This is a genomic window from Legionella anisa, assembly GCF_001467525.1.
GTDB classification, from domain to species: Bacteria; Pseudomonadota; Gammaproteobacteria; order Legionellales; family Legionellaceae; genus Legionella; species Legionella anisa.
Genome location: NZ_LNXS01000019.1, coordinates 90,796 through 115,448, shown reverse-complemented (window position 1 = coordinate 115,448; position 24,653 = coordinate 90,796). Strand labels below are relative to the sequence as shown.

Here is a 24,653-nt window from a genome sequence, read left to right as displayed (position 1 = left end):
TAATGGTAACTTAGCTAAAAAAGCTATAAAATACCTGATTTAAATTATAGTTATTTTTGGATTAGTTATGAATTCAGACGATATAGATAAAGCGTATGTAAGTCCCTATGATAAATTTTTATTTGAATTTGATGCAACTCATAATAAATCCGCATCTCAAATAAAAGAAATTAACAAGCACAAGCGTATTTTTTTAATGCGCGATAATAAAGATTATGAAAACAAAAAAGGTGAAATCTGGGAAGAGTTTTAAATATTGGTGTAGCCTGGGTGCAGCGCAGCGGAACCCGGGTTTCGCTGCGCTGCACCCAGGCTACAATGCTAGACCCGCATGGGCAAAGATCTACCCTATAAAATAATGCAGTAATTTGTAAGCTAAAATCGTAAGGAGAGAAGCAGCAGGTAATGTCAGTATCCAAGACATAAAGATGTTGCGAATTACAATCAGATTTAATGCGCCAATACCTCGTGCTAAACCTACCCCAAGAACTGCGCCAACTAATGTTTGTGTTGCTGAAACTGGAATACCTATACTTGTTGCTACAACAACAGTTGTTGCGGCAGAAAGAGTTGCAGCGAAGGCGCGGCTAGGGGTAAGTGCAGTGATGGCGCTCCCTACCGTTTCAATTACTTTTCTACCGTACATCAGCAAGCCGGTTACTACGCCAACACAGCCTAATAAGATGATCCAGGCTGGATAATTATTGGCATCAAACACTTGATGGGAGCTCATAATCAAGCTGTAAATAATTGAGAGCGGTCCCACGGCTAAGGCTACGTCATTCGAACCATGTGCAAAAGCCATGGCGCATGCGGTCATCGCCATGAGTACAGCAAAATATTTTTCAACCTGGATAAATCGTTCTCTGCGTCTTATTCTATGGGGTTCTGGGATTCGCTTGATAATTACCATTCCTATAATTGTGATAATAATACTGGTTGCCAGAGTAACTGCCAGATTCTGTTTGAAATTGAGATGAATGTGAAAATGATGGAGTCCCTTAAATACAGTGATAAATGACAAAATAGAGCCAATGAGAAAAAGGTAAATCGGGATATACAATTTCGCTTTGGTTAGTGGATTACTTTTGACAAAAATGGTTTGTTGAATACTGATAAATAAGATGTAAGCAGTGATCCCTGAAATCATGGGTGAGGTAACCCAGCTAACAGCAATGCGACTTACTTGATTCCAATGAATTGCTTGTGGGCCGAGTACTATGGTGCCAAAACCTACCATTGAACCTACTAAAGCATTAGTAATAGAAACAGGAACACCAAGGTAACTTGCAAGATTCATCCAGATAGTACAAGCTAATAAAACACCCAACATTCCTTCAATAAGAATAAGTGGTTGTCCAGAGAGCTCACTGGAATTAATAATCCCATCGCGCATTGTTTCTGTAACACCAGTTCCGCCTAAAAATGCGCCAGCAAATTCAAAAATTATGGCGATCAGCATTGCTTGTCTCGCAGTAACTGCTTTTGAGCCCATAGTCGTGCTCATGACATTGGCTAAATCATTAGCGCCAACCCCCCAAGTCATCAGAAAACACAAAATGACTGCCGCAAGAAGATATGTAATTGAATAATCCATAAAACGTGACTACCGAGCTATTAGTATTTGAAGAAGATTGCCTACGCGCTGAGCACTATCGGCTAAATCATCAATTAATTGGACCAATTCGTAGAGGAAAATTGCATCAATTGCAGGTAAATCTTTTTCGATTTCAAAAATACGATGTCTGATATCTGCCAGGCGCTCATCGCTGTCATGTTCAATCTCAGAAAGGGTTACAATCATTTCTTCAACGATTTTAACTTCAGATCCCCTGAAGCCTGCTTCAAGCAACTCATCCAATTCATTGATTGCTTTACATGCTTGCTTTGAGGCATCAAGGCAACGACTTAAAAAAGGCATAAAAACAGGGACAAGTGACTCTGGAATGATCATTTGTCTGCTTGTAATGAGTTTTACGATGCCTTTAGTTTTTTTTGCAATGAGATTCTGGGCGCTAAGCACTTCCAGCAAGTCAGTGCGAGAAACAGGAAGAAAGAGGCCGGTAGGCAAATGAAGACGTAGATCTCGCTTGATTAAATCGGCTTCTTTTTTTAGAGAAATTATTTTTTCAGCTATCTTATTGGCATTAGTCCAATCTTTTTTTAGGACCACTTCAAAAAATGGGTAGAGCTGTTTGGCACATTGATGTACTTTACGCATGTGTTGTTCTATGGGCCTTATCGGCGAAGGACCAAATATGTTAAATATGCTACCCATGTTTGCATCTCTTAAGCAAATTTTTGAGAAGTATACCCAAACTTTTTCAGGAACAAAACTATTGAATCAGAGTTCGAAGATTTTTTCATTTTATTCTTTAATCTTTCGGGGTTAAAAATAAAAATATTTTCAATTTTCCCCATGAATCCTTCATATTGGTCTACAATTGAAAATACTAGGGTTTACCACTATAAATTTTTCTCATTGTCTAGGGAACAGGAACAAGGAGCTCAGGATGCAACGATTTTGCCTAATAGGATTATTGTTGTTAGCAAGTAATGTATTTTCCCAAACAATCACAAAAGTCATTGAATTACACTATGTTCCAGTCCAAAAAGTTATCCAATTAGTACAACCCTTATTGCAAACTGGAGAAAAAATAAGCGGTTCTGGGGAAACTTTAGTGGTTCAGGTTTCACCGGAAACACTTACCCAAATCAGAACCGTAATACACCAACTTGATGTACCCCCTGTAACATTTAAAATTTCTATTTATCAAGGTGATCCGGATTGGCTTAGTGCACAAAATGAAAATTCCGTAAGCTACAGCTCAAAATCTCCAGCTGAAGTAAAGCGCTCACAATCCGTTAATGTAATGAGTGGCGAATCTGCTTTCGTATCTACCGATGAAGAAGTACCCATTATCACTTCAGTAGGTGCAGGATTTTTTACAACAGGAATCGCTTACCAACAGCATCAGATCAAAAATGGTTTACTGGTACAACCGATCATGCGTGGTTCAAAGGTCGAATTAAAGCTGCGTCGAGTACGCGAACAGCAAGATCCTGCGGGAGGGCAACAATTTGATAACCAAAATATAGATACCACTGTAATGGTTCCATTGAATAAGTGGGTTTCTCTAGGAACTGCTGAGGGAACACAGGATACTGATTCTACGTCTGTATCTTATACAGCAGGAAGACCATTCTCTCAGCAAGCAACACTTTATGTAAAGGTTTCAGTTGAACGTGATCTTTAATAGTAGAATAAAAATTAAACAATTTGTTTATGGTATATAATTAATATAGAGATACTAATTAAATAAACTGACCTTTCAGGAGGGCTCATGGCAATTATAAGCTCATTGGCTAACCACTTACTGATTGCAATGCCTTCCCTCAATGATCCTAATTTTGAACGAACCGTTATTTATATTTGCGAACACCATGAGCAAGGTTCAGTAGGCTTAATTATAAATCGTCCAATGCAATTTCCTTTAGCAATTGTTTTTGAGCAACTCCATATTGAGCCAGTTCGTATGGAGCAAAGCCACATGCCTTTAATGTTTGGTGGCCCTGTACAACCTGAGAGGGGATTTGTTATTCATAAACAATTTGGCGGTTGGCGTTCCAGCTTGTTTTTGCAAGATGAGGTGACGGTTACCACCTCAAATGATATTATTCGCGCCATTGCAGAAGATAAAGGACCTAAAGATGTTTTAATTACTTTAGGTTATGCTGGATGGGTAGAGAATCAATTAGAAAAAGAACTTCTCGAAAATACTTGGTTAATTTGCCCATATCGCTCAGAGATTCTGTATGAGGTGCCCTTCGAAGATCGTTGGGAATATGCGGGATCCACTTTGGGGATCAAAATGAGTCAACTTAGTTCAAATATTGGCCATGCCTAGTCCTGTTTATATAGGTTTTGATTTTGGTTATAAACGCATTGGTGTTGCAGTAGGTCAGCAACTCACATGCAGTGCTTCTCCTCTTGCAACTCTTAGTGCACGTTTGGGTATTCCTGATTGGGATGCAGTGGCTAAAGTTATTGCTGAATGGTCGCCTCAAGCATTAATAGTTGGTATTCCCACCTGTATCGATGGCAGTGAATTGTATACAACTTCTGCCGCACGACGATTTGCTAAAGAATTACGTAAACGATTTTCTCTGCCAGTACATTTAGTTGACGAACGACTCTCAACTGTAGAAGCTAGAGAGCAATTGTTTGCACAAGGTGGATATCGTAAAATCAAACAGTCTGAGGTAGATAGTATAGCGGCGTGTGTTATACTGGAGCAATGGCTGCAACATCCTGAGTAGGATATGTTTCTATTTCTACTATCTTGGTCCAAATGGCCTGACTTTCTGTACTTCGATGCCTCACATACTTCATGTATAATGCGCTTCGGTACTCGAAAATCAAGTCATTTTGGCTCAAGCTAGCGAATGGAACCAGACCCAAAATTCCTGGCGGTTAAGTTAAAAATAAGGGTTTTATGAATCATTTTTTAGAGATTAGTCAATTATCACGACAACAGATTGAGTCCTTACTGCAGCGTGCAGTCTATTTCAAACACCATAATCACTATCCTTCCTATGCACAACATCCTGTTGCGACTTTGTTTTATGAAAACAGTACTCGCACTCGAGTGAGTTTTGAGTTGGCTGCAAATCGTTTGTCTATGCCGGTAATTAATTTGAATCTGCAAAGCTCTTCAGAAACTAAAGGAGAAGTTATTGAAGATACAATCCGTAACCTTGCTGCCATGGGAATTCAACATTTTGTGATTCGTCATAAGCAAGAGGGCTTACAGCAAAGTTTAGCGAATCAAATTGGGGCGAGTGCTCATATCATTAATGCAGGTGATGGTACCCATGCACATCCTAGCCAAGCTTTGCTGGATATGATGACAATTCTTGAACAAAAACCGCAGTTGGATCAATTAAAAATAGCAATTCTAGGAAACATCAGGCATTCGCGAGTAGCCAATTCATTTCAATGCATTTGCGCACAATTGGGGGTAGGTGAGCTTGTTTTAGTAGCGCCAGAACTTTGGCAGCCGAAAACAGTGCATTATGGACGGGTAACTCATGATTTACGTGATGGATTAACTGATGCAGATGTAGTGATTTGTTTGCGGGTACAACACGAGCGCTTATTGGAATCGGATCATTTGGATTTAGATTCTTATCGCCGTGATTTTGCTTTAACAAAAGAAAACTTGGCTTATGCTAACTCCGATGCGATGGTGATGCATCCAGGGCCTATAAATCGTGGTGTTGAAATAGACAGCGATGTGGCAGATGGCGCAAACTCTTTTATATTGCAGCAAGTTACTAACGGTGTTTTTGTGCGTATGGCAATTTTTGATGCTTTATGTAACCAAAGATAGTAGGGTCGGTTTACATTTCTACTATCTTGGCCAAACTGTCCTGATTTTCTGCGCTGCTATGCTCACATACTTTGTGTATGCTGCGCTTCGGTACTCGAAAATCAGGCCATTTTGACTCAAGACTAGTAAAAGGTAAACCGCCCCTGTTCTAATACCCACAAAGGAAACAGGAAAAGACTTAAGGATACTTTCATGAGTCATCGCTATCAGCAAATATGCATTCTCGTGCTTCTGAGTTTCTATTGCGTGCTTTCTTTTTTCATTTTTAAACATTATCAACGGATTGATCTTTCTTCATTCTATTATTCGACTCAGGCATTTCTGCAAGGCGAAAATCCTTATAGAAATTTTTTTACAACATACTCGCCATCCATAAAAATACTACCTGCCAATTTAAATCCACCCTTTGTTTTGTGGAGCTTTGTTTTTTTGGCACGATTAAGTTTTTCCAATGCATTAATTGTTTGGTTTTGTTTTTCTCTTGTTTTGGGAATAATTGGTATAACCATTACATTTCGTTACGCTTTTTCTAATCAATTTTTGCAGAAAAACTATATAAGTTTATATCTTCTTTATTTCGCATTTTTTCCGACATTAATGAATTTTGCAACGCAACAATTTGGCTGCATTTTATTGTTTTTCATCATGTTGGGTTATTATTTTTATTTGAATCAACGCGACTATTTTGCAGGTATATTATGGGGCATTATTATTGCGATTAAATTATTCCCCGCATTGTTATTTTTCTATGCCTTAAAACAAGGGCGGAAGAGAGTTCTTGTGACGATGATCGTTACCCTCTTAATCGCTGTATTTCTTCCTGTCCTGTCCCATGGTCCAATGATTTATAAACACTATTTCAACATGATGAATAATGTATTTTGGTATGGCGATGATTGGAATGCCTCAATTTATGGTTTCATTTTTCGTCTTTTTTTTGGTGGAGAGAAACTCCCTAATATGTCTTATTTAATACCAATTAATTTATTTTATGGTGTGCTCTTTGTTATTTTGCTTCTTTGGTATTGGAGAAAAATGGGGCCAACTGAAAGCAAACCCGTCAATCACCAGCCCTTTTGCATCACATTGGCTATGATGTTATTTATGAGTCCTTTTGGCTGGATGTATTATTTTTCTTTGCTAATTTTTCCCATGATGCTTACTTGGTTCGTCGCTTTGGAGGAGCAAAAAAAATCTGCGAAAACAATGTTTATTTGGCTTTTATGTCTTTTTCTCATCAACTTCCCCATTGATTATTTGAACAGCCAAGATATGCCTGATTTATTGGTGCGAATCAGTTTCTTCTCCAGTTTTTTTTATGGTTTAATTCTTTTAATTTATCTTTTGAGCAAAAGAAAAAAAATCTATGGCAATAATGAAATTCTGGGTGATGGAACGAAACATTATTCAATATCTGTAATCATCATTATTTTAACACTCGGCGTGTTTGTCCCGATAATATATTACCTTATACGCTTATTAAATTTACATTTGAATTTAGGGTTACCTTAGGGGCTGTTTACAATTCTACTTTTTTAGCCAAAATGCTGCGATTTTATGCGCTCCGATACTCACATACTTCGTGCATGCTCCGTTTCGGTGCTCTAAAATCTCAGCATTTTACCCCGGATCAAGTCCAGGGGAATTGCAAACAGACCCTAATTCAAGCGCAAAAAAGTGCAACGGTTTCTGTTCATTATAAGCTCCCAGACGTGCGCAAAATATGTCTAAAAGACAATGCCTGTTGTAAATGAGTTTGAAAAACCTGACTGCTTTCGCTCATATCCGCTATAGTTCGCGCAACCTTCAATAAGCGATGATATCCTCGAGCAGACAGTTTGAGTTGCAGTGTAGACTGACGTAAAAAATTTTGTTCTTGGATGCCTAATGCACAAATTTTTTCACAATTATCGGCACTTAACGAAGCATTAAGACACTTTTGTCGCTCTAATTGAAGGGTTCGTACTTTGATTACCTTTTCCCGAATAAGATCACTTTGTTTATTAGGATTAATGTTAGGGGTAATTAATTCTTCCTGAGTTAACGCGTGTACCGAAATATGCATGTCCATACGATCTAATAAGGGGGCTGAAATCTTGGCATGATAACGCTTAATTTGATCGGGGCTGCATAAACAGTTCGCTTGAGGATTACCCCATTGCCCGCACGGACAGGGATTCATTGCTGCAATGAGCTGGAATTTAGCTGGGAATTCTGTTTGTGCAGCAGCTCTTGAAATGCATATTGTTCCTGCTTCAAGTGGTTGTCTTAACGTCTCTAGGACTTGCCGGCTAAATTCAGGTAATTCATCAAGAAACAAAACTCCATGATGCGCCAGAGAGATTTCTCCTGGTTTCGGGGGATTACCTCCACCAACTAAAGATACAGGTGAGGCAGTATGATGTGGGGAGCGGAAAGGCGGGGAGCGCCATTCACTAAAATCAGGTAATTTACCGCGTATGGAATTGATGACGACACATTCTAAAGCCTCTTTTTCAGATAATTGAGGTAAGAGTGTATTAAACCGTTTTGCTAACATGGTCTTACCGCTTCCAGGAGCACCACTTAGTAGAATACTGTGTCCACCACAAGCGGCAATTTCCATTGCTTTTTTCGCGTGAAACTGTCCTTTGATATCGGACCAGTCCATTGTGTATTGTGCTGAACAAGATTCTGGCTTGGGTGGTAAGGAGTATAATGAAGTTCCTTGGCAAAGATAGCTGCATACTTCACGCAAATTGTTTGCGCTATAGATGTTTTGATAACCGGTTAAAGATGCTTCATGAGCGTTCGCAGTAGCGATAATAAGTAAACTTTGGTCGTTATGTGCTGCCAATACTGCGGGAATAATTGCAGAAATGCCTCGAAGCTCACCGCTTAAAGCAAGTTCTGCTATAAACTCATGGTTGGCTAATTGGTTTTGGGGAATTTGGTGGGAAGCGGCCAGAATACCAAGAGCGATTGGTAAATCAAAACCGCTTCCAGTTTTAGGTAAATCAGCAGGACCCAAATTTACTGTAATTTTACGGCAAGGAAATTCAAATTGGCTATTAATAATAGCAGAGCGTACGCGATCCTTACTTTCTTTCACTGCGGTTTCAGCGAGGCCTACTATTGTAAAGCTCGGCAATCCATTCGATAAATGTACTTCTACTGACACGGGTTGTGCCAATATCCCAATTGTACTACGCGTTTTAGTAAACGAAAGATTCATTGCTATTCCTTTAATGTTGGACAAAATGAGCGACAAAATTTCCTATTAGGGTTCGTGCATAACCTGCAAGAGCTCTATTGTCGCCTAGGGTCTATTTACAATTCTACTTTCTTGGCCAAAATGCCGCGATTTTCTGCGCTCCGATACTCACATACTTCGTGTATGCTCCGTTTCGGTGCTCTAAAATCGCAGCATTTTGCCCTGGATCAAGTCCGGGGGAATTGTAAAATAGACCTTAAGTTTACACTGTAATTACTTTTGTTCTTTATTGAGCTGGGCTATTAAAACATCGAGTTGCTTTTGAAGATGATCCACCTTTTCTCGAGTTCGAGCCAAAACTTTGGTTTGCACATCAAATTCTTCGCGGGTAATAAGATCCATATGAGCAAAAGCAGCTTGGAGTACATCTTTAAATTTTTGTTGGATGTCTTTTTCAATGTTTTGTAGACTGGGGGGGAGAGCGGCAAAAAGTTTTTTTGCTAAATCGTCAAATTGTTTGGGGTCGAACATAATCACTCCTTTTAGTTTTGCTTGAGCTATTGCTTGCAAAGAGTCTAACAAAAGTATAATCACAGCGGAATATTTTATGAAAATGATTATGGCAATTATTAAGCCTTTTAAATTAGATGATGTTCATGAGGCTTTAATGGAAATAGGGGTACCCGGAATAACCATTTCTGAGACGCGTGGCTTTGGTAGACAAAAAGGTCATACTGAGTTGTATCGTGGTGCTGAATATGTAGTGGATTTTCTTCCTAAAATTAAAATTGAACTCGCTTTGCCTGATGATATGGTTGAAGCCGCAATTGAAGCAATTTGCAAGTCGGCTTATACCGGTAAAATTGGAGATGGCAAAATTTTTGTTTATGAGCTGCAACAAGTAATCCGTGTGCGCACCGGCGAAATTAATGCTGATGCTTTAACGTAGAAAAGCAGTTGAGCTTGTTTTTTCTAGATTTAGTTTAAAAACTTGAATTATTTATTCAGGTATCTTGGGTAAAGATTGATTTGCGCGCAGGTTTCGCGAAAATGATATTGAGGAAACATAGCATACATCAGTATGTGATGCTTTCGAAGTATTGTTTCGCGAAAGATGTGCCAAATACACCCTTTCGGTAAATAGGGCGCGAACGCTTCGTGAATTATCCGCCATACCAATAAATGGCACGTTGGGTAATGACGGCGTTGAGTTGAATATCCCAGGGTTCTGGCTCAAGATAATCATCTACACGCTGGAATTGATAAGCTACGCCAAGTAATGGACAATTCTCTTTCCCTTTAAAGGTACGGTCGTAATAACCAGCACCCATACCGAGGCGATTACAGCGTACATCAAAAGCAACTAATGGAACTAAAACCAAATCCAATTCTTGTACAGGAATGGCTAAATCGGGATTAACATCAGGTTCGGCAATTCCGTAGCGATTCTTTTGGAAAGAGGTATCTGATGTTGCAGGCAAAAAAGACAGGGTTAAATCCTCATTGAGAACTGGGAAGTAACAGAGTTTTCCTTGTAAGAGTGCATTCTTCCAGAGCTCATCTAAATCAATTTCACCATTGACTGAAAAATAAAATGCTATGTGCTTGGCATGTCGATATTGCTCTAGCAAACGGATGCGCGTGCAAATTTGATTTGAAGCAGTAGCACGATATGAAATAGATATCTTGGATCGTATTTCTTTCATCGTGTCTCTTAAAGCTTTCTTGACTTGATCTGTCATACAAGTATCAGTGTATTGCTCATATTAAATTATCGATTTTTTATGGTAAAAATTCAAGGTATTGCAATGCTCTAAAAAATTTGTCACTCTGAAATCCTAAGGAAATGCTATTTTTTTTTAAAAAACTAGTCAAGAGTGTAAAAATAAGGTATATAAGCCGTCCTGGTTTTTTATGATCCTTTTGGATAGGGTCTAGTACAGTATAACTCATTGAGAGAATGGTATGAGTGATTTGTTTGAAGATGATGAAGATGCTGTTGTAGAGGTCGGAGAAGACTTCGTCGATGTTGATAGTGAATTGGATGTTGAAGCGGAGGTTATGGAAACGGTTCCTCGTGGTTTGGATGCACGTAGGAGGTTGGAAAATATGTTAGATGAAAAACGTTTGCGCGATGAACTGGATGATTTTGGAGACTACTAAACCGATTAGTCTTTTGCGACGGTTTGGAAACGAAATCTAATAAAACTCGTAGTAGATTCAACTGACAATTAAGGTTTAACTAGAGTTTATGAGCCGGACACGAGTACTCACAGAGAGGGAAAGCAGTTTTGCGTTTCCAATAGATGATCGCATCTTTTTAGGCGAGGGCTTGTTTGAAACGCTTCGAGTGGAGGCCTCCACGCCATGCTGTGCTTATTTGCATTGGCAGAGGTTAGGTGACTCCGCGCAAAAATTAGATATCCCCTTTGATCTTTCTTTTGAGCATTGGTTAGAACATCTGCTGAGCAAAATTAAGCAAGATAATTTATATCATGGTGGTATCAAGGCGATATTAAGCGGTGGTTCTGCACCTAGAGGATTAGCAGCGCGAGGACAGATAAGTCAACTTATCTTCCAAACTTTTAATTATTCTGTGGAAACCTATCCACTGAAATTAGTTAGTGTGCCATGGCTAAGAGATGGTACTAATCCTATATATCAAGTTAAGTCGGTCAATTATTTGGAAGCGATACTAGCCCGTCGGCAAGCAATTGCTTTAGGTGCTGATGATGCTTTGTTTTTTAACCTGCGGCATGTTGCAACTGAAACTACCTGTGCTAATTTATTTTTGCTAAAGGATAAGAGTTTGCTGACTCCTCCTTTGACTGATGGTGTACTTCCCGGTATTACTCGCTCAAGAGTACTTCAGCTTTCTAAACAACAAGGTATAAGCTGCACGGAAGTTTCTATCACAAAAGCAATGCTTAAGGGCGCGGATGGTCTTTTTATAACGAATTCATTGCAGGGTATTCGTTCCGTGTTTTCTTTAGATGACCTTGTTTTTACGGTCGATCATCCATTGCTCAATCAGTTGTCTTCTTCTCTGAATGTTTGCAACGAAAATTATTAAGATGCAAAAACTTAATAACACATAACAATAAGAGTACTAGGGAAGCGATTAAAATTTCAGTATTTTTATAAAATGCGCCTTGTTTTAATAAGAACTCCATTCCAGCATAACCAAAATAAGTATAAACAATTTCAGCTGGAATAAGAAAAATGAACGTAATGATCAGATAAGAGCGAAATTTTATTGCTGTTATCCCTAAACCATAATTGACGATATTAAAAGGAATAATTGGAACTAATCGCAAAAGGGCGACAATCACCCATCCTTTTTGTTCTACAGCGGAGATTAATTTGCTTAGCTTTTCTCCTTTTCTTTGAGAAAACCAGTTATAAATCAAGTGCCTTGTAATTAAAAAAGAGAACGCAGCGCCGCTTGTTGCACCTAATAAATTGAGCAGGGTACCAAAGAAAGGGCCAAAAAGTGCTCCTCCTGCTAAAGTAATCACCATAGTTGGCAAGAACATAATGGTTGCAAGACAATAGATAATTAAAAAGAAAATAGGGGCAAGCCAACCAAGATGATCAATCCAGTTAATAATTTCACGTGAGTATTTTTGAAAAAAGAAGGCAGCAGTAATTAGGGACACCAAGGTTAAAACAATGAAGAGTGATTTAACTGGATGAATGATTCGGTATTTCATAGGATTTATTTTTGTGTAGGATAAATCGATATTAGGGTCAAACCCTAGTATCGCTACTGTCCCTTTACAATCAATTGATTAAGAAGTCTATTACACCTGGATATCCGTTGCAATCTTGAAAAAAAATGATTCATTGGGTATAACCAAAGCGAATTTTTATAAGAGAAACAAAAACATGGAACACGTTACGCGAAAGGAACGACAAAAGCAGCGCGCTCGTAGATGGATTAGAGCAATATTGGCTCACTGGTTTAAAGTAGAATTGCGTGGAAATTATCGACCTGAGCCTAACTCGGTGATTATTGCCAATAGAACCTCAAAAATTGATTTGCTTTTGCTCGCTGCTTTTTTACCGGAGCAATTGACTGTAGCGTTCCCTCCACGCTCATCAGGTAAACTTTGGATGAAGGTAATGATGCTTTTTGCCGATGTCATTGTCATTGACTCTACAAATGCTTTTGCGGCAAGAGCTTTAGTAAAAGCAATACGGGAAGGAAAGCGTTGTGTTATTTTTCCTCAGGGAATTGGATTACAGGAGGAAAGCTTGAAAGTTTTTGATGCTCCTGGAGTGGTGTTACAAAAGGCGGGGGCTTCAGTTATCCCGATACGAATTGATGGAGCGCAGCACAGTATTTTTTCTATAAGTAAGGATAAACATCTTATTCGTTTATTCCCTAAAGTTATTTTACATGTTTTGCCCACACAATCCTTCATACAGGACGTAGATAAGCCTCTGAATCGAAATGCTATGAGTACTCGTTTGTTTCGTTTGATTAGTGAACTCGCTTTTGCAAACAGTTTTCAACCAATGACAATGTTTGAAGCACTTATTCACGGAGTTGCATTAGGAACAAAAAATAAGGCAAAAATTGAAGACACAAACCGAGCGCCATTAACTCCTAAGCAATTTCTTGCACGTTGTTTTATTTTAGGCAGACAAATTAAAAAACAAACGCAAGTGGGAGAACATGTAGGGATTATGTTACCTACAACGATTGCGGGTATGGTTACTTTTTTTGCTTTGCATGCCTATCGACGTATTCCAGCCATGTTGAATTTTAGCTTGGGACTTCATAATTTATTGGGCACGTGTAAGGTTGCAGAAGTAAAAACTATTTATACAGCACGACAATTTGTAACTACTGCAAAACTGGAAAGTTTAGTCGAGGAATTACAGAAAGCAGGGCTAAACGTTTATTTCTTAGAGGATTTTAAATCTTCTATCAAATTAGGTCATAAACTTTCTGGGTTACTTAAGGGGGTGTTTCCATCTCGAGCTTATCAATTAATTGGAAAGCCGGTTTCTCCTGAAAAGGCAGGTGTTATATTATTTACTTCAGGTTCTGAAGGAGTTCCAAAAGGGGTTGTTTTATCCCATTCTAATTTAGTGGCGAATTGTTACCAACTCACTTCGCGAGTGGATTTTTCTTCTCGTGATAAATTCTTTAATGCCTTGCCCATATTTCATTGTTTTGGATTGACTACGGGTTCAATCCTTCCTCTAATACATGGAATTAATTGCTTTTTTTATCCATCTCCCTTGCATTATAAAATAATCCCTGGCTTGATTTATCAAACTGGCGCGACCATTGTCCTCGGGACTGATACTTTTTTAACGGGGTATGCTCGAGCCGCCGAACGACATGACTTCAGCAGTGTACGTTACATTTTTGCTGGTGCTGAGAAAGTAAAGCCGGAAACGATTCGACATTGGATAGATACCTTCGGGGTAAAGATTTATGAAGGATATGGTGCTACAGAAGCTTCACCAGTGATTTCCATGAATTGTCCTTTAGCTTCTTTTCCTGGCAGCGTGGGGATATTACTCCCTTTTATGGAGGGTCGAGTTCAACCGGTAGATGGTATCGCTGAAGGAGGGCGTTTTATAGTGAGTGGCCCTAATATTATGAAAGGGTACCTCTCGTCTGAACAACTTGGGACGATTATTGCTCCAGAAGATGGATGGCATGATACTGGAGATATAATCACTATGAATGAAGAAGGATTCATTACTATAGCTGGCCGAGCAAAACGTTTTGCAAAGATTGCTGGAGAAATGGTTTCCCTTACTGCCGTGGAGGGGGTTGCTGCCTCAATTTGGCCTGAATTATTGCATGCTGCAGTGAGCAAGAAAAGTCCCAAAAAAGGAGAGCAGATTATACTCTACAGCGAGGCTGCCAATGCAGATAAAGTGAGTTTTGTTAAGAAAATACAAGAATTGGCTTATTCGGAATTACTTATTCCTCATAAAATTTTTTCAGGAAGCAAAATTCCTGTTTTACCTTCGGGAAAAATTGATTACGTAACAATTGAAAAAGAATTAGTTGAAACGTAGCTTGGGTGCGTAACCCGGGAGGTCTGTGGCAGGAAAACCCGGGTTTCGCTTCGCTTCACCCAGGCTACAATTATTTTTTCATCACATAACTACCTGGTGCATCCATTAAAGGTTTTAATGGCAGTTGATTCAAGTCAGGAGCAGGTATCAGTTTCCCTGAATGAGTTTTTAACCATTTTAGCCATTCTGGCCACCATGAGCCGGGATGTTCTGTTGCTTGTTCTAGCCATTGCTCTGCATGAGCAGGAACATGATGATTGACTTTATAGCCGTATTTTTTGGCATCAGGGGCGTTGATAATTCCTGCGATATGCCCTGATCCACCAAGCACAAAGCGTTTAGGTCCATTCATAAGTTGGAAGCCCAAGTAGGTGGTTTTCCATGGGGCTATATGATCTTTTTCTGTTGAGAGAAAAAAGGTAGGTATATCAATTGTACTGACATCAATTGGAGTATGATTAAGATGGATCTTGCCCGGTTTTACCAGATCATTATGCAAATACATCCATCTTAAATATTGAGAATGCATTGTTGCTGGCATGTTGGTAGAGTCTGAATTCCAGTACAATATATCAAAAGGAACCGGGTTTTTGCCTCGTAAATAGTTTTTAATAAAAAAAGACCAAATTAAGTCATTTGCCCGTAGTGAGTTAAAACTTGAAGCCATAAATTTCCCAGCAAGATAGCCTTTAGACTTCATTTCATCTTCCAGTTTTGCAATTTGTTGCTCATCAATGAAAACAGCAATATCGCCAGGGTCACTGAAATCAATCATTGAAGCCAAAAAGGTTGCACTACGAATGGAGTTGTCTTGATGTGCTTTATTATATGCAAGCAACATGGATAGAAGTGTTCCACCGATACAAAATCCCATGGTATTCACTTGCTTTACATGGAGTTGTTTTTGAATTGTACTAATCGCAGTTAATGGTCCTTCATTCAAATAATCATACAAACTTTTATGAGAGAAATTTGAATCTGGATTAATCCAGGAAATGATAAATACAGTAATCCCTTGTTTCACTAGCCAGAGAATAAGTGAGTTATGTGGGCTTAAGTCAAGAATATAGTATTTATTTATCCAGGGTGGAATCATAAGAAGAGGAGTCGATTTTACTTTCGCAGTTTGAGGTGTGTATTGGATAAGCTCCATCATGTTGTTGCGAAAGACTACTTTTCCGGGAGTAATGGCGATATTTTTACCGAGCTCAAATGCCTGTGTATCCGTCATTTTGATCATGAGGCGTGGAGAGCCTACTTCCAGATCGGAAAGTAAATTATGAAGTCCCTGCAATAAATTTTTGCCATGACTTTTCAATGTTTCATCCATGATTTGGGGATTCGTATGCAGAAAATTAGCAGGGGATAATGCATCTAAATATTGTTTGGTAAAAAATTGCAGGCGTTTTGCTGTATTTGGGTCAGGATATTCCAGATTTTCAAATAAAGCATTCATATGCTGACTGGCTAAAAGGTAGTGCTGGGTTAACATATTAAAAAACGGATTATGTAACCAGTCTTCTTCATGAAAACGGGGGTCATTTATGGGCATAGATGTCCCATTTAACCAATGTTGCAATTGGGTTTGTGCTAAATTAAATGCATCCTGCCAGTATGCAAGTTGCATTTCCCAGATTTTTTCCGGATTCTGTAAAAGAATACTCATTACATTTTGGAAGTGCTCCGTCAACTCAATGTACTGGTTGATTATCACGGGAACTTGTAAAGGAGTTTCCTTTATCTCAGAAATAATTTGCAGACTTTTTTCGGCTATTGCGTGCAATAACTCGGCAAGTTCTTTGTCATGGGTCATCCTAACTCCTGTTAGACAAATTAACAGGAGTATATTTTGGTTTTTTTATTGATGTTTAGCAAGCTCTATTGTTTTTTTAAAGATTGTTGATATTCACCAATTGCTTCTTGAGACTTATCAACATCTTCTTGAGTTTTTGTTTTTACTGTAGTCCAAAGAGAACCCTGGTGCACATAGTAGCCAATAGGTAAAATAAAAATGCAGCTTACAGCTCGACAAAAATTATAGAACTTTTCTTTAAAATTAAATCCGCGATGGTTTTCAATACCTTGGCCTTTCGCTTTCTCATAAGCTTGATTAATATCGCGTGTATCACTTTCTTCTAATTTATCGGCATTATGAATTTTTGCTGTTATAGATAAAAGAGTTTCGCTAAGGGTTAAAGCTGCTTGCCCAGCCGTTGAGTCCTCTTTTGTTATCCGATGTCCATCCAGCTCAATAGGATAGATAGCAGCGAATGCTTTATAGTGCTTGTCGTTAACTATGCGACTATTTTCTTCTTGTTTTATCCCTTCCTCGTCATCATCTGCTATTCCTTGTAATGTACCTGTAAGAGCTGATAATACCGTACCAAAAGCCGCCTCTATCTTGGGAAGATTCAAGTTAATACTCAACAGAGCATCTAATTGCTTTTGTGATATATATATATTTTTAATTGCTTCATTGATAGAGGTTGATATTTCTGTATTTATATCGTCTATATCAGCATCTTGTTTCTTCTCTTTTGCTGTTTTTGCCGCGGAATAATATAATTCTATACTTACTCTTCTAAGCTCTTTTTTATTTTTCCAGGAAGGATCGAGTAAATACTCCAAAAAAGCACAACGAAAATCAACTTTAACAGTCATAATAATACCATTTCTGAAATAAAATAATTACTATACAGAATTATACGATATGATTATTAAGTAAGCATTATGTGGTGTTTTTGAAATTCTTGCTTATTTAAGTAAATTTACCAATTTCTAATTTTTCCTTCATGCCACAGGCAACCGCTTTTCTTCTTCATCTGAACTAAATCATAAATCTCCTGTGCCGTTTCAGAAGGAAGTTTAAGAGCATTGTTAGTTCCCATATCTGTTTTGACCCAACCTGGATCGAAACTGGAGACAGTAATTCCAGATAATCTTTTTGCCAGAAGCAGGGTATACATGTTCAAGCATGACTTTGACATTTTGTAGTGCGGGACTGAGGCAGAGTCATTGGAACTGAAAGTACCCCATCCTGAAGAAATATTAATGATTTGGGCATTAGGATTTAACTTGGATATGCATTGTTCGGTTAATTCAATCGTTCCAAATACATTTATATTGAATGTATCTCTTAGTTGACTCATGTTAATTTTCTCTTCTCGCCAATCTTCCAGGAGTACAGCGGCATTGTTAATTAACACGTCAATTTTTGGTAATTGTTTCGCAAAGTGATTAATTTGTTCTGAATCGATTAAATTAAGTGGATGGATTTTTAGGTTCTGGTGTTTTAAAGAAGTACGCCCATTCGTTGAGGTTCCAATAACGAGCCAGTCATTTTTTAAGAAGATTTTTGCTGTTTCTAATCCTATCCCCCGGCTAATCCCTGTAATTACAAGAGTATTCACAGTTTATTTCTCCATAATATGCGTAGCCTGGGTGCAGCGAAGCGTAACCCGGGAAATTGGATGGTCACTCAAACCTGGGTTACGCTTCGCTGCACCCAGGCTAAACTACGTTTTTACCCAGATTTTTCCTAATGTTTAAAGTGGCGAACTCCGGTAAACACCATAATTATTCCGTGTTCTTCAGCACACGCGATAATTTGTGTGTCTCTGATTGAACCTCCTGGTTGAATAATCGCAGAGATACCTGCTTTTGCAGCAATATCCACAGTATCGGGAAAAGGAATAAATGCATCTGAAGCCATGACTGCTCCATGAGTATCAAATCCCATGAGCTCTGCCTGCCATAGACCAATACGAGCGCTCATAACCCGACTGGTTTGGCCGCCTCCCAAACCAATCGTTACTGCATCTTTAGCATAAACAATTGCATTGGATTTGACATGTTTTGCGGCGAGCCAGGCAAACATTAAATCATTCATTTGCTGTTCGGATGGTTTTTTTTGAGTTACGGTTTTTAATTCATAACTTCCTAGAGAAAGTGAGTCGTGCTCTTGCACCAATAACCCTCCATCGACTTTTTTCATATTCAAGCGAAATGCATCATCCGGCTTCCAAGATCCAGTCATCAAGACGCGAATATTTTCTTTGCTGGCAAGAATTTCTCTGGCTTCATTACTGACTTCAGGTGCTACAATAACCTCTACAAATTGTTTTTCAAGAATCGTTTTTGCTGTATTTCCATCTAATTTTTGGTTCAATGCAATGATCCCACCGTAGGCAGATGTCGGATCACATTGGAATGCTTTAAGATAAGCATTTAGAGGAGAATCACTTATGGCAATTCCACAAGGATTAGCATGCTTGACAATAACACAAGTAGGTTTGTCACAAGAAAACGATTTAACACAATCCAATGCAGCATCAGCGTCTAGAATATTGTTATAAGACAATTGCTTACCCTGGAGCAATTGCGCAGCACCTAGAGAGCCGGATGAGCTATTTTTATCTACATAAAAAGCAGCTTCTTGATGTGGATTCTCTCCATAACGCAAGTCAGTTATTTTATTAAATTGACAGGTTAGAACCTCTGGAAAGCCACAAGGAGTACACTGTTTATCTAATGTAGTCAGATAATTTGTGATGGCGGCATCATAAGCGGCGGTGTGTGCAAAGGCTTTTTTGGCTAAGGTAAATCCCCAGTCAGAAGGAGTTTTTTGTGTTTTTAGATAGTGAATAAGCTCCGGGTAATCGTCCGGTTTTACCACCACAAACGTATTTGCATGGTTTTTTGCCGCTGATCGAATCATTGCTGGTCCGCCAATATCGATATTCTCTATAGCCTCGTTGAAATTACAGTCCGGCCTACTAATGGTTTGCTCAAATGGGTATAAATTAATTACCAGCAAATCGATGGGCTTAATGGAGTGCTCTTTTAACGTTTTTTCATCCTTTTTTTTACGTGCTAATAACCCTGCATGAATGGCTGGGTGCAGTGTTTTAACTCTACCATCCATCATTTCGGGAAAACCTGTACATTCACTCACATCAAGGACAGGCAATTTATTTTCTTTAAGTAATGCAGCAGTATTTCCTGTGGCAATCAGTTCAACGCCCATTTCGTGGAGCACTTTTCCTAGCTCTACTATGCCTTTTTTATCGGAAACACTAAGCAGGGCTCTTTGAGGTTTAAACGTAGAGAATGTATGTTCTTGGACCATTATAACTTCCTTAACTAACGTGGCTGAGTGCGGCGAAGCGAAACTCTTAAGATATGCTTTGTACTTACACTAAGTTATGACAATTTAATCTGTTTTATGTTTAAAAGCCAATAAGGACCATCCATTAAGCTTTTCCTGATGAATTGCAGTGAATATTGAACTGTACGTTTCAATAAGCTCAAGAGCTTGTTCTTCGAGGATGCCTGAGACAATGAGCATTCCTTTAGGATTGAGCAATTGCTGAAAGCGTTCTTTCAGGCTCATTAATGGTGCCAACAAAATGTTTGCGATAATCAAATCGACTGGTTTGTGTACTACTTCGGGCATACTAATTGACAATTTGCGTTCATCAAGTCCATTGGTTAACGCGTTATTCCGAGTCGCTTGCAGGGCTTGCGTGTCAATATCTACCGCATGTACTTCCCCTGCGTCTAATTTTAATGCAGCCAAAGAAAGTATTCCTGAGCCACAACCGTAATCAATAACCGATTTGTTTTTTAAATCAGCCTGTTCCAGCCAGGTTAAGCATAAAGCAGTCGTAGGATGGGTCCCGGTGCCAAAAGCTAACCCAGGATCGAGCATGAGATTGACTGCATCGGGTTCAGGAGGAGTTGACCAAGTGGGGCAAATCCATAGGCGTTGGCCAAAACGGTGTGGTTTAAAATCATCCATCCAAGCTCTTTCCCAATCTTTATCTTCCAGAACCTCCAGGGAGCAGATTAATTCGGGGTACGCTTGCAATAAATGATCACGGGTATATTGCGCCTGAAAAACTTCTGAAAATAAAGCCTGAATAACAACTTCAGGCCATAATGGTGTTGTTCCCGGTTCGGGCTCAAGAACAGGGTTGTCATTTTTATCGGTGAGCATAACTGACAGCGCACCGAATTCTTCCAACTCATCACTAAGTAGTTCTATTTCTTTGCTTGGACAATGTTCTACTTTTAATTGAAACCACACAGCATTAGCCCTTCAACATTTTTTCCAGGTAGTGGATATTAGTACCACCAGCGATAAAAGATTGATCATGGAAAATACGTTGATGTAATTCAATATTGGTTTTTATACCATCTATAATGATTTCATCAAGCGCATTTCGCATTCTTGCGATGGCCTCAGCACGTGTTTCCCCATAACTAATCAGCTTGCCTATCATGGAATCGTAATTGGGTGGAACCGTATAACTGCTGTAAATATGAGAGTCAAAGCGAATACCTGGTCCTCCGGGTTGATGCAATAACTTTATCATTCCTGGTGAGGGCATGAAGGTTTTGGCATCTTCGGCATTGATTCGGCATTCAATTGCATGACCGTGCAGTTTTATATCTTCTTGGGTAAGCGTCATCGGAATATCACTAGCAATTTTGATTTGTTCTTTAATTAAATCGATTCCAGTGATCATTTCAGTTACGGGATGCTCAACCTGGATTCGCGTATTCATTTCAATAAAATAAAAACATCCATCCTGATATAAGAACTCAAAAGTTCCTGCGCCACGATATTGCAAGTCTTGACACGCTTTGACTACAGAGGCACCAATTTGTTTTCTCAGTTCAGGACTAATTCCTGGGGCAGGTGCTTCTTCCACTACTTTTTGATGGCGTCTTTGCATGGAGCAGTCACGTTCACCGAGATGAATGGCTTTACCTTTACCATCTCCAAGTACTTGGAATTCAATATGGCGAGGATTTTCTAGGAATTTCTCCATGTAAACAATAGGATTATTAAATGCAGCTTTTGCTTCGCTACTGGTAAGTGCTATGGCATTCAGTAAATTGGCTTCGCCGTTAACAACACGCATACCACGTCCACCACCGCCACCCGCTGCTTTAATAATAACGGGATAGCCAATTTTTCGGGCCATTTCTAAGTTGAGGCGATCATCATCTGACAAGGGGCCATCTGATCCAGGAACACAAGGAACTCCGGCTGCTTTCATCGCGTTGATAGCAGATACTTTGTCACCCATAAGACGAATGGTGTCACCCCGGGGGCCGATAAAACGAAACCCGCTTTGTTCTACAATTTCCGCAAAATCAGCATTTTCAGAAAGAAATCCATAACCAGGGTGAATCGCTACGGCATCAGTAATTTCGGCAGCAGAAATAATGGCTGGGATATTAAGGTAACTTTTTTGTGCTGGAGCAGGACCTATACATACCGTTTCATCGGCAAGACGAACATGCAATAAATCTTTATCTACATCTGAATGTACGGCTACAGTCTGAATGCCGAGTTCTTTACACGCACGTAAAATACGAAGCGCGATTTCACCTCTGTTGGCAATAACAATTTTACTGAGCATGGATGCACCCTCTATTCTATAACAAACAGGACCTGATCGTATTCAACAGGCTCACCATTAGCGACGAGTATTTCTACGATTTTACCGGCGCGATCCGCTTCAATTTCATTAAACATTTTCATTGCTTCAACAATACATAAAACATCACCGGCTTTAACTGTTTGACCAACAGTCACAAAAGGAGGACTTTCTGGTGATGGAGAAGTGTACATTGTACCCACCATAGGGGAACGAATGTTGTGGCCTGAAGTGGTCGGTACAGCAGACTTACTTTCGTGGTGCGGAGAGGTCATTGCATGCGAAGACGTATTATTTACAGCAGGATAAGACTCCTGACGTGGTGCAGCAGGAGCAGAAATATAGTGAACTTGAGGTGGTTCTGCTGCAGGTACACTGCTATGACGACTCAATCTAAGTGACTCTTCACCTTCTTTAATTTCAATTTCAGAAATGCCGGTTTCTTCCAGCAATTCGATTAATTTTCTGATTTTACGAATGTCCATTGTTTGATTCTCTTTCAATAATTGATGTTAATGCTAATGAATACCCTTGCGCACCCAAGCCACTAATCGTTCCTTTTGCTATATCAGAAAAATAAGAATGGTGACGAAAAGGCTCACGGGAATAAATATTACTAATATGTACTTCAATAAACGGGATGGCAACAGCACATAACGCATCCCTTAAAGCCACACTGGTATGTGTAAATCCTGCGGGATTAAAAATTATATAATCTACTTTGTCGATACTGGCCTGGTGAATTGCTTGGATTAAATCTGCCTCAGAATTGCTTTGATAACAGCTTAATGCAAATCCGGCTTGTGTTGCTTCTTTGATTAAACGAATGTTGATATGATCGAGCGTAGTGGCTCCATAAATTGAAGGTTCTCGAGTTCCCAAGAGGTTCAAATTTGGTCCATGTAAAACCAGAATTTTTTTCATGTTTTAGTTAGTATCGAGCAATTTTGGCAGATTTTGCCTGATCTTCCTAAAATTGTCTATATATCTCCGAGGATATCTGCATGTTCTCCACTTTTTTTATATTTTTTGTTGAACGATATTGAGTGAAAATTTGCTGGCTTTATTGCAGTAAACAAGGGTCTGCTTACATTTCGCTAGCTTGAGCCAAAATGGCTGCCAAAATAGTAGAAATGTAAGCAGACCCTAGACTATTGAGCTAATTCATGATGCAATCATTTTAAGGATTAAAATGGCATTCTATTCAACTCTTCCCAGAGAAAGGAATTTTTGATGCAGGAGAGGCTTGAGCAACAGCCGGGGATACAAAAGGTACAACCGGTAATCTATTTTGTTATTTTTATGATGATGATATTGGTGCAAATCTCCATTGATCAATATGTTCCATCATTACCTGCTATTACGAAAGCCTTTAAAACTACTGAATCATCAATCCAATTCACTCTATTTCTTTTTATGTTTGGGCTGGGAATTTCTCATATTTTTTTTGGGCCTTGGTCCGATAAAATTGGCCGTAGGCGACCATTGATTTATGGTATTGGAATCAGTGTCATAGGTTGTCTTTTTTGTTTATTTGCCCCCTCTGTCATGGTATTAACGTTAGGACGGTTTTTACAGGGATTTGGTATTGGCTCATGCAGTTCAGTAGGACGCTCTTTGATTCGTGATCTTTTTTCTGACAAATATCTATCAAAAATTGGTTCTTATGTCGGTGTGTCAAGTACCTTTCTTCTGGTTGCTTCACCAATTTGGGGTGGATTCATTCAAGAGCATTTTGGATGGAGGGCGAATTTTTTATTTATTTTTATTGTGGGTTTTGCATTTTGGGTTTTTATTCTCTTGGCTTTACCTGAAACCAATAAAAATCTTAATCCTGATGCAACTAAAATAAGGGTAATACAGCAAAATTATTGTGCTTTATTAAAATCTAAAATTTTTTTAGGGTACACTCTATGCGCATGTTTTGCATGTGCTGGTTTAGTTGCTTATCTTACTATTGCGCCTTTTTTATTTCAAAATGTATTGGGACTCAGCCCTTTAGAATATGGTCAACTGTCAATTTTTATTGCCGGTGCTATTTGTCTTAGCGGAATAATTAACAGCCAATTGGTCATGTCTAAAGGGGTATCTTATATGTTGTTTATAGGGGTTCTGTTGATGATTGGCGGAGGGGGGATTATGCTCCGTTTTGCGCTTGCAGGAATAATGAATGTACCGACAATCATGATTCCAATTGCATTATTTAGTATGGGAGCAGGTTTTACTTTTATTAATGCTTTTGCAGGAGTTTTCCATCCATTTCCACAAATTGCAGGAACAGTGGCGGCATTATATGTCAGTATGCAAGATTTAACCTCTGCATTGACAAGCGGCATCATCGCAGTGGCCAAGATACAAGGTCAACTCTCGTTGGCTGTAATATTACTTGTACTTGGTTTAAGTGCATTGGCTGCATGGTATTATCAAGAATCAATAACCCGATAAAGTAGGGTCTGCTTACATTTCTACTATCTTGGCCAAACTGTCCTGATTTTCTGCGTTCCGATGCTCACATACTTCATGTATGGTGTGCTTCGGTACTCAAAAATCAGACCATTTTGACTCAAG

General features: G+C 39.0%; 25 protein-coding genes. 11 read left to right on the top strand and 14 right to left on the bottom strand.

Annotated elements, in window-relative coordinates:
• Window positions 1-67: 67 nt before the first annotated feature.
• Window positions 68-253 (top strand): CBU_0585 family protein, encoded by a 186-nt coding sequence (locus tag Lani_RS04760; RefSeq protein ID WP_019233526.1) that lies wholly within the window; start codon window positions 68-70, stop codon window positions 251-253.
• A gap of 90 nt (window positions 254-343) precedes the next feature.
• On the opposite strand, the gene Lani_RS04755 is transcribed toward Lani_RS04760, so the two are convergent.
• Both Lani_RS04755 and Lani_RS04750 read right to left on the bottom strand, forming a co-directional pair.
• The gene (locus Lani_RS04755) at window positions 344-1,597 is read right to left on the bottom strand and encodes an inorganic phosphate transporter (RefSeq protein WP_019233527.1); all 1,254 of its coding nucleotides are present in this window, start codon (window positions 1,595-1,597) and stop codon (window positions 344-346) included.
• A 9-nt stretch (window positions 1,598-1,606) separates the two neighbouring features.
• On the bottom strand, window positions 1,607-2,278 hold the full coding sequence (locus tag Lani_RS04750; protein WP_040522496.1) for a TIGR00153 family protein: 672 nt from the start codon (window positions 2,276-2,278) through the stop codon (window positions 1,607-1,609).
• A 235-nt stretch (window positions 2,279-2,513) separates the two neighbouring features.
• Between Lani_RS04750 and Lani_RS04745 the strand changes: the two genes are divergently transcribed.
• From Lani_RS04745 to Lani_RS04725, 5 genes are all read left to right on the top strand, one after another.
• On the top strand, window positions 2,514-3,257 hold the full coding sequence (locus Lani_RS04745) for a type II/III secretion system protein (protein WP_019233530.1): 744 nt from the start codon (window positions 2,514-2,516) through the stop codon (window positions 3,255-3,257).
• 87 nt (window positions 3,258-3,344) lie between these two features.
• A complete protein-coding gene (locus Lani_RS04740; RefSeq protein ID WP_019233531.1) occupies window positions 3,345-3,908 on the top strand; it encodes a YqgE/AlgH family protein in 564 nt (187 codons plus the stop codon).
• Entirely contained in the window at window positions 3,901-4,320 is a 420-nt protein-coding gene (gene ruvX / locus Lani_RS04735) for a Holliday junction resolvase RuvX (RefSeq protein ID WP_019233532.1), read from the top strand. The genes Lani_RS04740 and ruvX overlap by 8 nt, the downstream gene beginning before the upstream one ends.
• 176 nt (window positions 4,321-4,496) lie before the next feature.
• Window positions 4,497-5,393, top strand: a complete 897-nt coding sequence (locus Lani_RS04730; RefSeq protein ID WP_019233533.1) for an aspartate carbamoyltransferase catalytic subunit — start codon at window positions 4,497-4,499, stop codon at window positions 5,391-5,393.
• A gap of 192 nt (window positions 5,394-5,585) precedes the next feature.
• Entirely contained in the window at window positions 5,586-6,905 is a 1,320-nt protein-coding gene (locus Lani_RS04725) for a glycosyltransferase family 87 protein (protein ID WP_040522498.1), read from the top strand.
• Between the two features lie 184 nt (window positions 6,906-7,089).
• Here Lani_RS04725 and Lani_RS04720 read toward each other — a convergent pair whose 3' ends face one another.
• Together Lani_RS04720 and ubiK are read right to left on the bottom strand one after the other, a co-directional pair.
• A complete protein-coding gene (locus tag Lani_RS04720) occupies window positions 7,090-8,607 on the bottom strand; it encodes a YifB family Mg chelatase-like AAA ATPase (RefSeq protein ID WP_019233536.1) in 1,518 nt (505 codons plus the stop codon).
• Between the two features lie 252 nt (window positions 8,608-8,859).
• The gene (gene ubiK, locus Lani_RS04715; protein ID WP_019233537.1) at window positions 8,860-9,117 is read right to left on the bottom strand and encodes a ubiquinone biosynthesis accessory factor UbiK; all 258 of its coding nucleotides are present in this window, start codon (window positions 9,115-9,117) and stop codon (window positions 8,860-8,862) included.
• 76 nt (window positions 9,118-9,193) lie between these two features.
• On the opposite strand from ubiK, the gene Lani_RS04710 reads away from it, so the two are divergent.
• Window positions 9,194-9,535 (top strand): P-II family nitrogen regulator, encoded by a 342-nt coding sequence (locus Lani_RS04710; protein ID WP_019233538.1) that lies wholly within the window; start codon window positions 9,194-9,196, stop codon window positions 9,533-9,535.
• Window positions 9,536-9,749: 214 nt separating this feature from the next.
• On the opposite strand, the gene Lani_RS04705 is transcribed toward Lani_RS04710, so the two are convergent.
• Window positions 9,750-10,328, bottom strand: a complete 579-nt coding sequence (locus Lani_RS04705; RefSeq protein ID WP_040522501.1) for a 5-formyltetrahydrofolate cyclo-ligase — start codon at window positions 10,326-10,328, stop codon at window positions 9,750-9,752.
• A 223-nt stretch (window positions 10,329-10,551) separates the two neighbouring features.
• On the opposite strand from Lani_RS04705, the gene Lani_RS04700 reads away from it, so the two are divergent.
• Entirely contained in the window at window positions 10,552-10,749 is a 198-nt protein-coding gene (locus tag Lani_RS04700) for a PA3496 family putative envelope integrity protein (RefSeq protein ID WP_019233540.1), read from the top strand.
• 88 nt (window positions 10,750-10,837) lie between these two features.
• Window positions 10,838-11,659 (top strand): aminotransferase class IV, encoded by an 822-nt coding sequence (locus tag Lani_RS04695; RefSeq protein ID WP_019233541.1) that lies wholly within the window; start codon window positions 10,838-10,840, stop codon window positions 11,657-11,659.
• Here the strand turns inward: Lani_RS04695 and Lani_RS04690 are convergent.
• A complete protein-coding gene (locus tag Lani_RS04690) occupies window positions 11,613-12,299 on the bottom strand; it encodes a TVP38/TMEM64 family protein (protein ID WP_019233542.1) in 687 nt (228 codons plus the stop codon). The two genes, Lani_RS04695 and Lani_RS04690, sit on opposite strands and share 47 nt — an antisense overlap.
• 175 nt (window positions 12,300-12,474) lie before the next feature.
• On the opposite strand from Lani_RS04690, the gene Lani_RS04685 reads away from it, so the two are divergent.
• Window positions 12,475-14,634, top strand: coding sequence for an AMP-binding protein (locus Lani_RS04685; protein ID WP_019233543.1), 2,160 nt, complete (start codon window positions 12,475-12,477; stop codon window positions 14,632-14,634).
• Between the two features lie 70 nt (window positions 14,635-14,704).
• On the opposite strand, the gene Lani_RS04680 is transcribed toward Lani_RS04685, so the two are convergent.
• From Lani_RS04680 to aroQ, 8 genes are all read right to left on the bottom strand, one after another.
• On the bottom strand, window positions 14,705-16,447 hold the full coding sequence (locus tag Lani_RS04680) for a PHA/PHB synthase family protein (protein ID WP_019233544.1): 1,743 nt from the start codon (window positions 16,445-16,447) through the stop codon (window positions 14,705-14,707).
• A 65-nt stretch (window positions 16,448-16,512) separates the two neighbouring features.
• On the bottom strand, window positions 16,513-17,295 hold the full coding sequence (locus Lani_RS04675; protein ID WP_019233545.1) for a hypothetical protein: 783 nt from the start codon (window positions 17,293-17,295) through the stop codon (window positions 16,513-16,515).
• 107 nt (window positions 17,296-17,402) lie between these two features.
• Window positions 17,403-18,044: an SDR family NAD(P)-dependent oxidoreductase gene (locus Lani_RS04670; RefSeq protein ID WP_019233546.1), complete on the bottom strand. Its 642-nt coding sequence runs from the start codon at window positions 18,042-18,044 to the stop codon at window positions 17,403-17,405.
• A gap of 128 nt (window positions 18,045-18,172) precedes the next feature.
• A complete protein-coding gene (gene purH / locus Lani_RS04665; RefSeq protein ID WP_019233547.1) occupies window positions 18,173-19,762 on the bottom strand; it encodes a bifunctional phosphoribosylaminoimidazolecarboxamide formyltransferase/IMP cyclohydrolase in 1,590 nt (529 codons plus the stop codon).
• Window positions 19,763-19,846: 84 nt separating this feature from the next.
• Window positions 19,847-20,722 carry a 50S ribosomal protein L11 methyltransferase gene (gene prmA / locus Lani_RS04660; protein ID WP_019233548.1) on the bottom strand — a complete coding sequence of 292 codons (876 nt, stop codon included), beginning with the start codon at window positions 20,720-20,722 and terminating at the stop codon, window positions 19,847-19,849.
• 4 nt (window positions 20,723-20,726) lie between these two features.
• On the bottom strand, window positions 20,727-22,067 hold the full coding sequence (accC, locus tag Lani_RS04655; RefSeq protein ID WP_019233549.1) for an acetyl-CoA carboxylase biotin carboxylase subunit: 1,341 nt from the start codon (window positions 22,065-22,067) through the stop codon (window positions 20,727-20,729).
• Window positions 22,068-22,078: 11 nt separating this feature from the next.
• Window positions 22,079-22,570, bottom strand: coding sequence for an acetyl-CoA carboxylase biotin carboxyl carrier protein (gene accB / locus Lani_RS04650; protein ID WP_019233550.1), 492 nt, complete (start codon window positions 22,568-22,570; stop codon window positions 22,079-22,081).
• Window positions 22,557-23,009: a type II 3-dehydroquinate dehydratase gene (gene aroQ, locus Lani_RS04645; protein ID WP_019233551.1), complete on the bottom strand. Its 453-nt coding sequence runs from the start codon at window positions 23,007-23,009 to the stop codon at window positions 22,557-22,559. The genes accB and aroQ overlap by 14 nt, the downstream gene beginning before the upstream one ends.
• 309 nt (window positions 23,010-23,318) lie before the next feature.
• On the opposite strand from aroQ, the gene Lani_RS04640 reads away from it, so the two are divergent.
• Window positions 23,319-24,530, top strand: coding sequence for a multidrug effflux MFS transporter (locus Lani_RS04640; RefSeq protein WP_019233552.1), 1,212 nt, complete (start codon window positions 23,319-23,321; stop codon window positions 24,528-24,530).
• The last annotated feature ends 123 nt before the right edge of the window (window positions 24,531-24,653 follow it).

What these genes read in the sequence shown, in the direction of transcription:
- Lani_RS04760 (WP_019233526.1), top strand. Translation starts at nt 68, where the DNA reads ATGAATTCAGACGATATAGATAAAGCGTATGTAAGTCCCTATGATAAA.
- Lani_RS04755 (WP_019233527.1), bottom strand. Translation starts at nt 1,597, where the DNA reads ATGGATTATTCAATTACATATCTTCTTGCGGCAGTCATTTTGTGTTTT.
- Lani_RS04750 (WP_040522496.1), bottom strand. Translation starts at nt 2,278, where the DNA reads ATGGGTAGCATATTTAACATATTTGGTCCTTCGCCGATAAGGCCCATA.
- Lani_RS04745 (WP_019233530.1), top strand. Translation starts at nt 2,514, where the DNA reads ATGCAACGATTTTGCCTAATAGGATTATTGTTGTTAGCAAGTAATGTA.
- Lani_RS04740 (WP_019233531.1), top strand. Translation starts at nt 3,345, where the DNA reads ATGGCAATTATAAGCTCATTGGCTAACCACTTACTGATTGCAATGCCT.
- ruvX (WP_019233532.1), top strand. Translation starts at nt 3,901, where the DNA reads ATGCCTAGTCCTGTTTATATAGGTTTTGATTTTGGTTATAAACGCATT.
- Lani_RS04730 (WP_019233533.1), top strand. Translation starts at nt 4,497, where the DNA reads ATGAATCATTTTTTAGAGATTAGTCAATTATCACGACAACAGATTGAG.
- Lani_RS04725 (WP_040522498.1), top strand. Translation starts at nt 5,586, where the DNA reads ATGAGTCATCGCTATCAGCAAATATGCATTCTCGTGCTTCTGAGTTTC.
- Lani_RS04720 (WP_019233536.1), bottom strand. Translation starts at nt 8,607, where the DNA reads ATGAATCTTTCGTTTACTAAAACGCGTAGTACAATTGGGATATTGGCA.
- ubiK (WP_019233537.1), bottom strand. Translation starts at nt 9,117, where the DNA reads ATGTTCGACCCCAAACAATTTGACGATTTAGCAAAAAAACTTTTTGCC.
- Lani_RS04710 (WP_019233538.1), top strand. Translation starts at nt 9,194, where the DNA reads ATGAAAATGATTATGGCAATTATTAAGCCTTTTAAATTAGATGATGTT.
- Lani_RS04705 (WP_040522501.1), bottom strand. Translation starts at nt 10,328, where the DNA reads ATGACAGATCAAGTCAAGAAAGCTTTAAGAGACACGATGAAAGAAATA.
- Lani_RS04700 (WP_019233540.1), top strand. Translation starts at nt 10,552, where the DNA reads ATGAGTGATTTGTTTGAAGATGATGAAGATGCTGTTGTAGAGGTCGGA.
- Lani_RS04695 (WP_019233541.1), top strand. Translation starts at nt 10,838, where the DNA reads ATGAGCCGGACACGAGTACTCACAGAGAGGGAAAGCAGTTTTGCGTTT.
- Lani_RS04690 (WP_019233542.1), bottom strand. Translation starts at nt 12,299, where the DNA reads ATGAAATACCGAATCATTCATCCAGTTAAATCACTCTTCATTGTTTTA.
- Lani_RS04685 (WP_019233543.1), top strand. Translation starts at nt 12,475, where the DNA reads ATGGAACACGTTACGCGAAAGGAACGACAAAAGCAGCGCGCTCGTAGA.
- Lani_RS04680 (WP_019233544.1), bottom strand. Translation starts at nt 16,447, where the DNA reads ATGACCCATGACAAAGAACTTGCCGAGTTATTGCACGCAATAGCCGAA.
- Lani_RS04675 (WP_019233545.1), bottom strand. Translation starts at nt 17,295, where the DNA reads ATGACTGTTAAAGTTGATTTTCGTTGTGCTTTTTTGGAGTATTTACTC.
- purH (WP_019233547.1), bottom strand. Translation starts at nt 19,762, where the DNA reads ATGGTCCAAGAACATACATTCTCTACGTTTAAACCTCAAAGAGCCCTG.
- accC (WP_019233549.1), bottom strand. Translation starts at nt 22,067, where the DNA reads ATGCTCAGTAAAATTGTTATTGCCAACAGAGGTGAAATCGCGCTTCGT.
- accB (WP_019233550.1), bottom strand. Translation starts at nt 22,570, where the DNA reads ATGGACATTCGTAAAATCAGAAAATTAATCGAATTGCTGGAAGAAACC.
- aroQ (WP_019233551.1), bottom strand. Translation starts at nt 23,009, where the DNA reads ATGAAAAAAATTCTGGTTTTACATGGACCAAATTTGAACCTCTTGGGA.
- Lani_RS04640 (WP_019233552.1), top strand. Translation starts at nt 23,319, where the DNA reads ATGCAGGAGAGGCTTGAGCAACAGCCGGGGATACAAAAGGTACAACCG.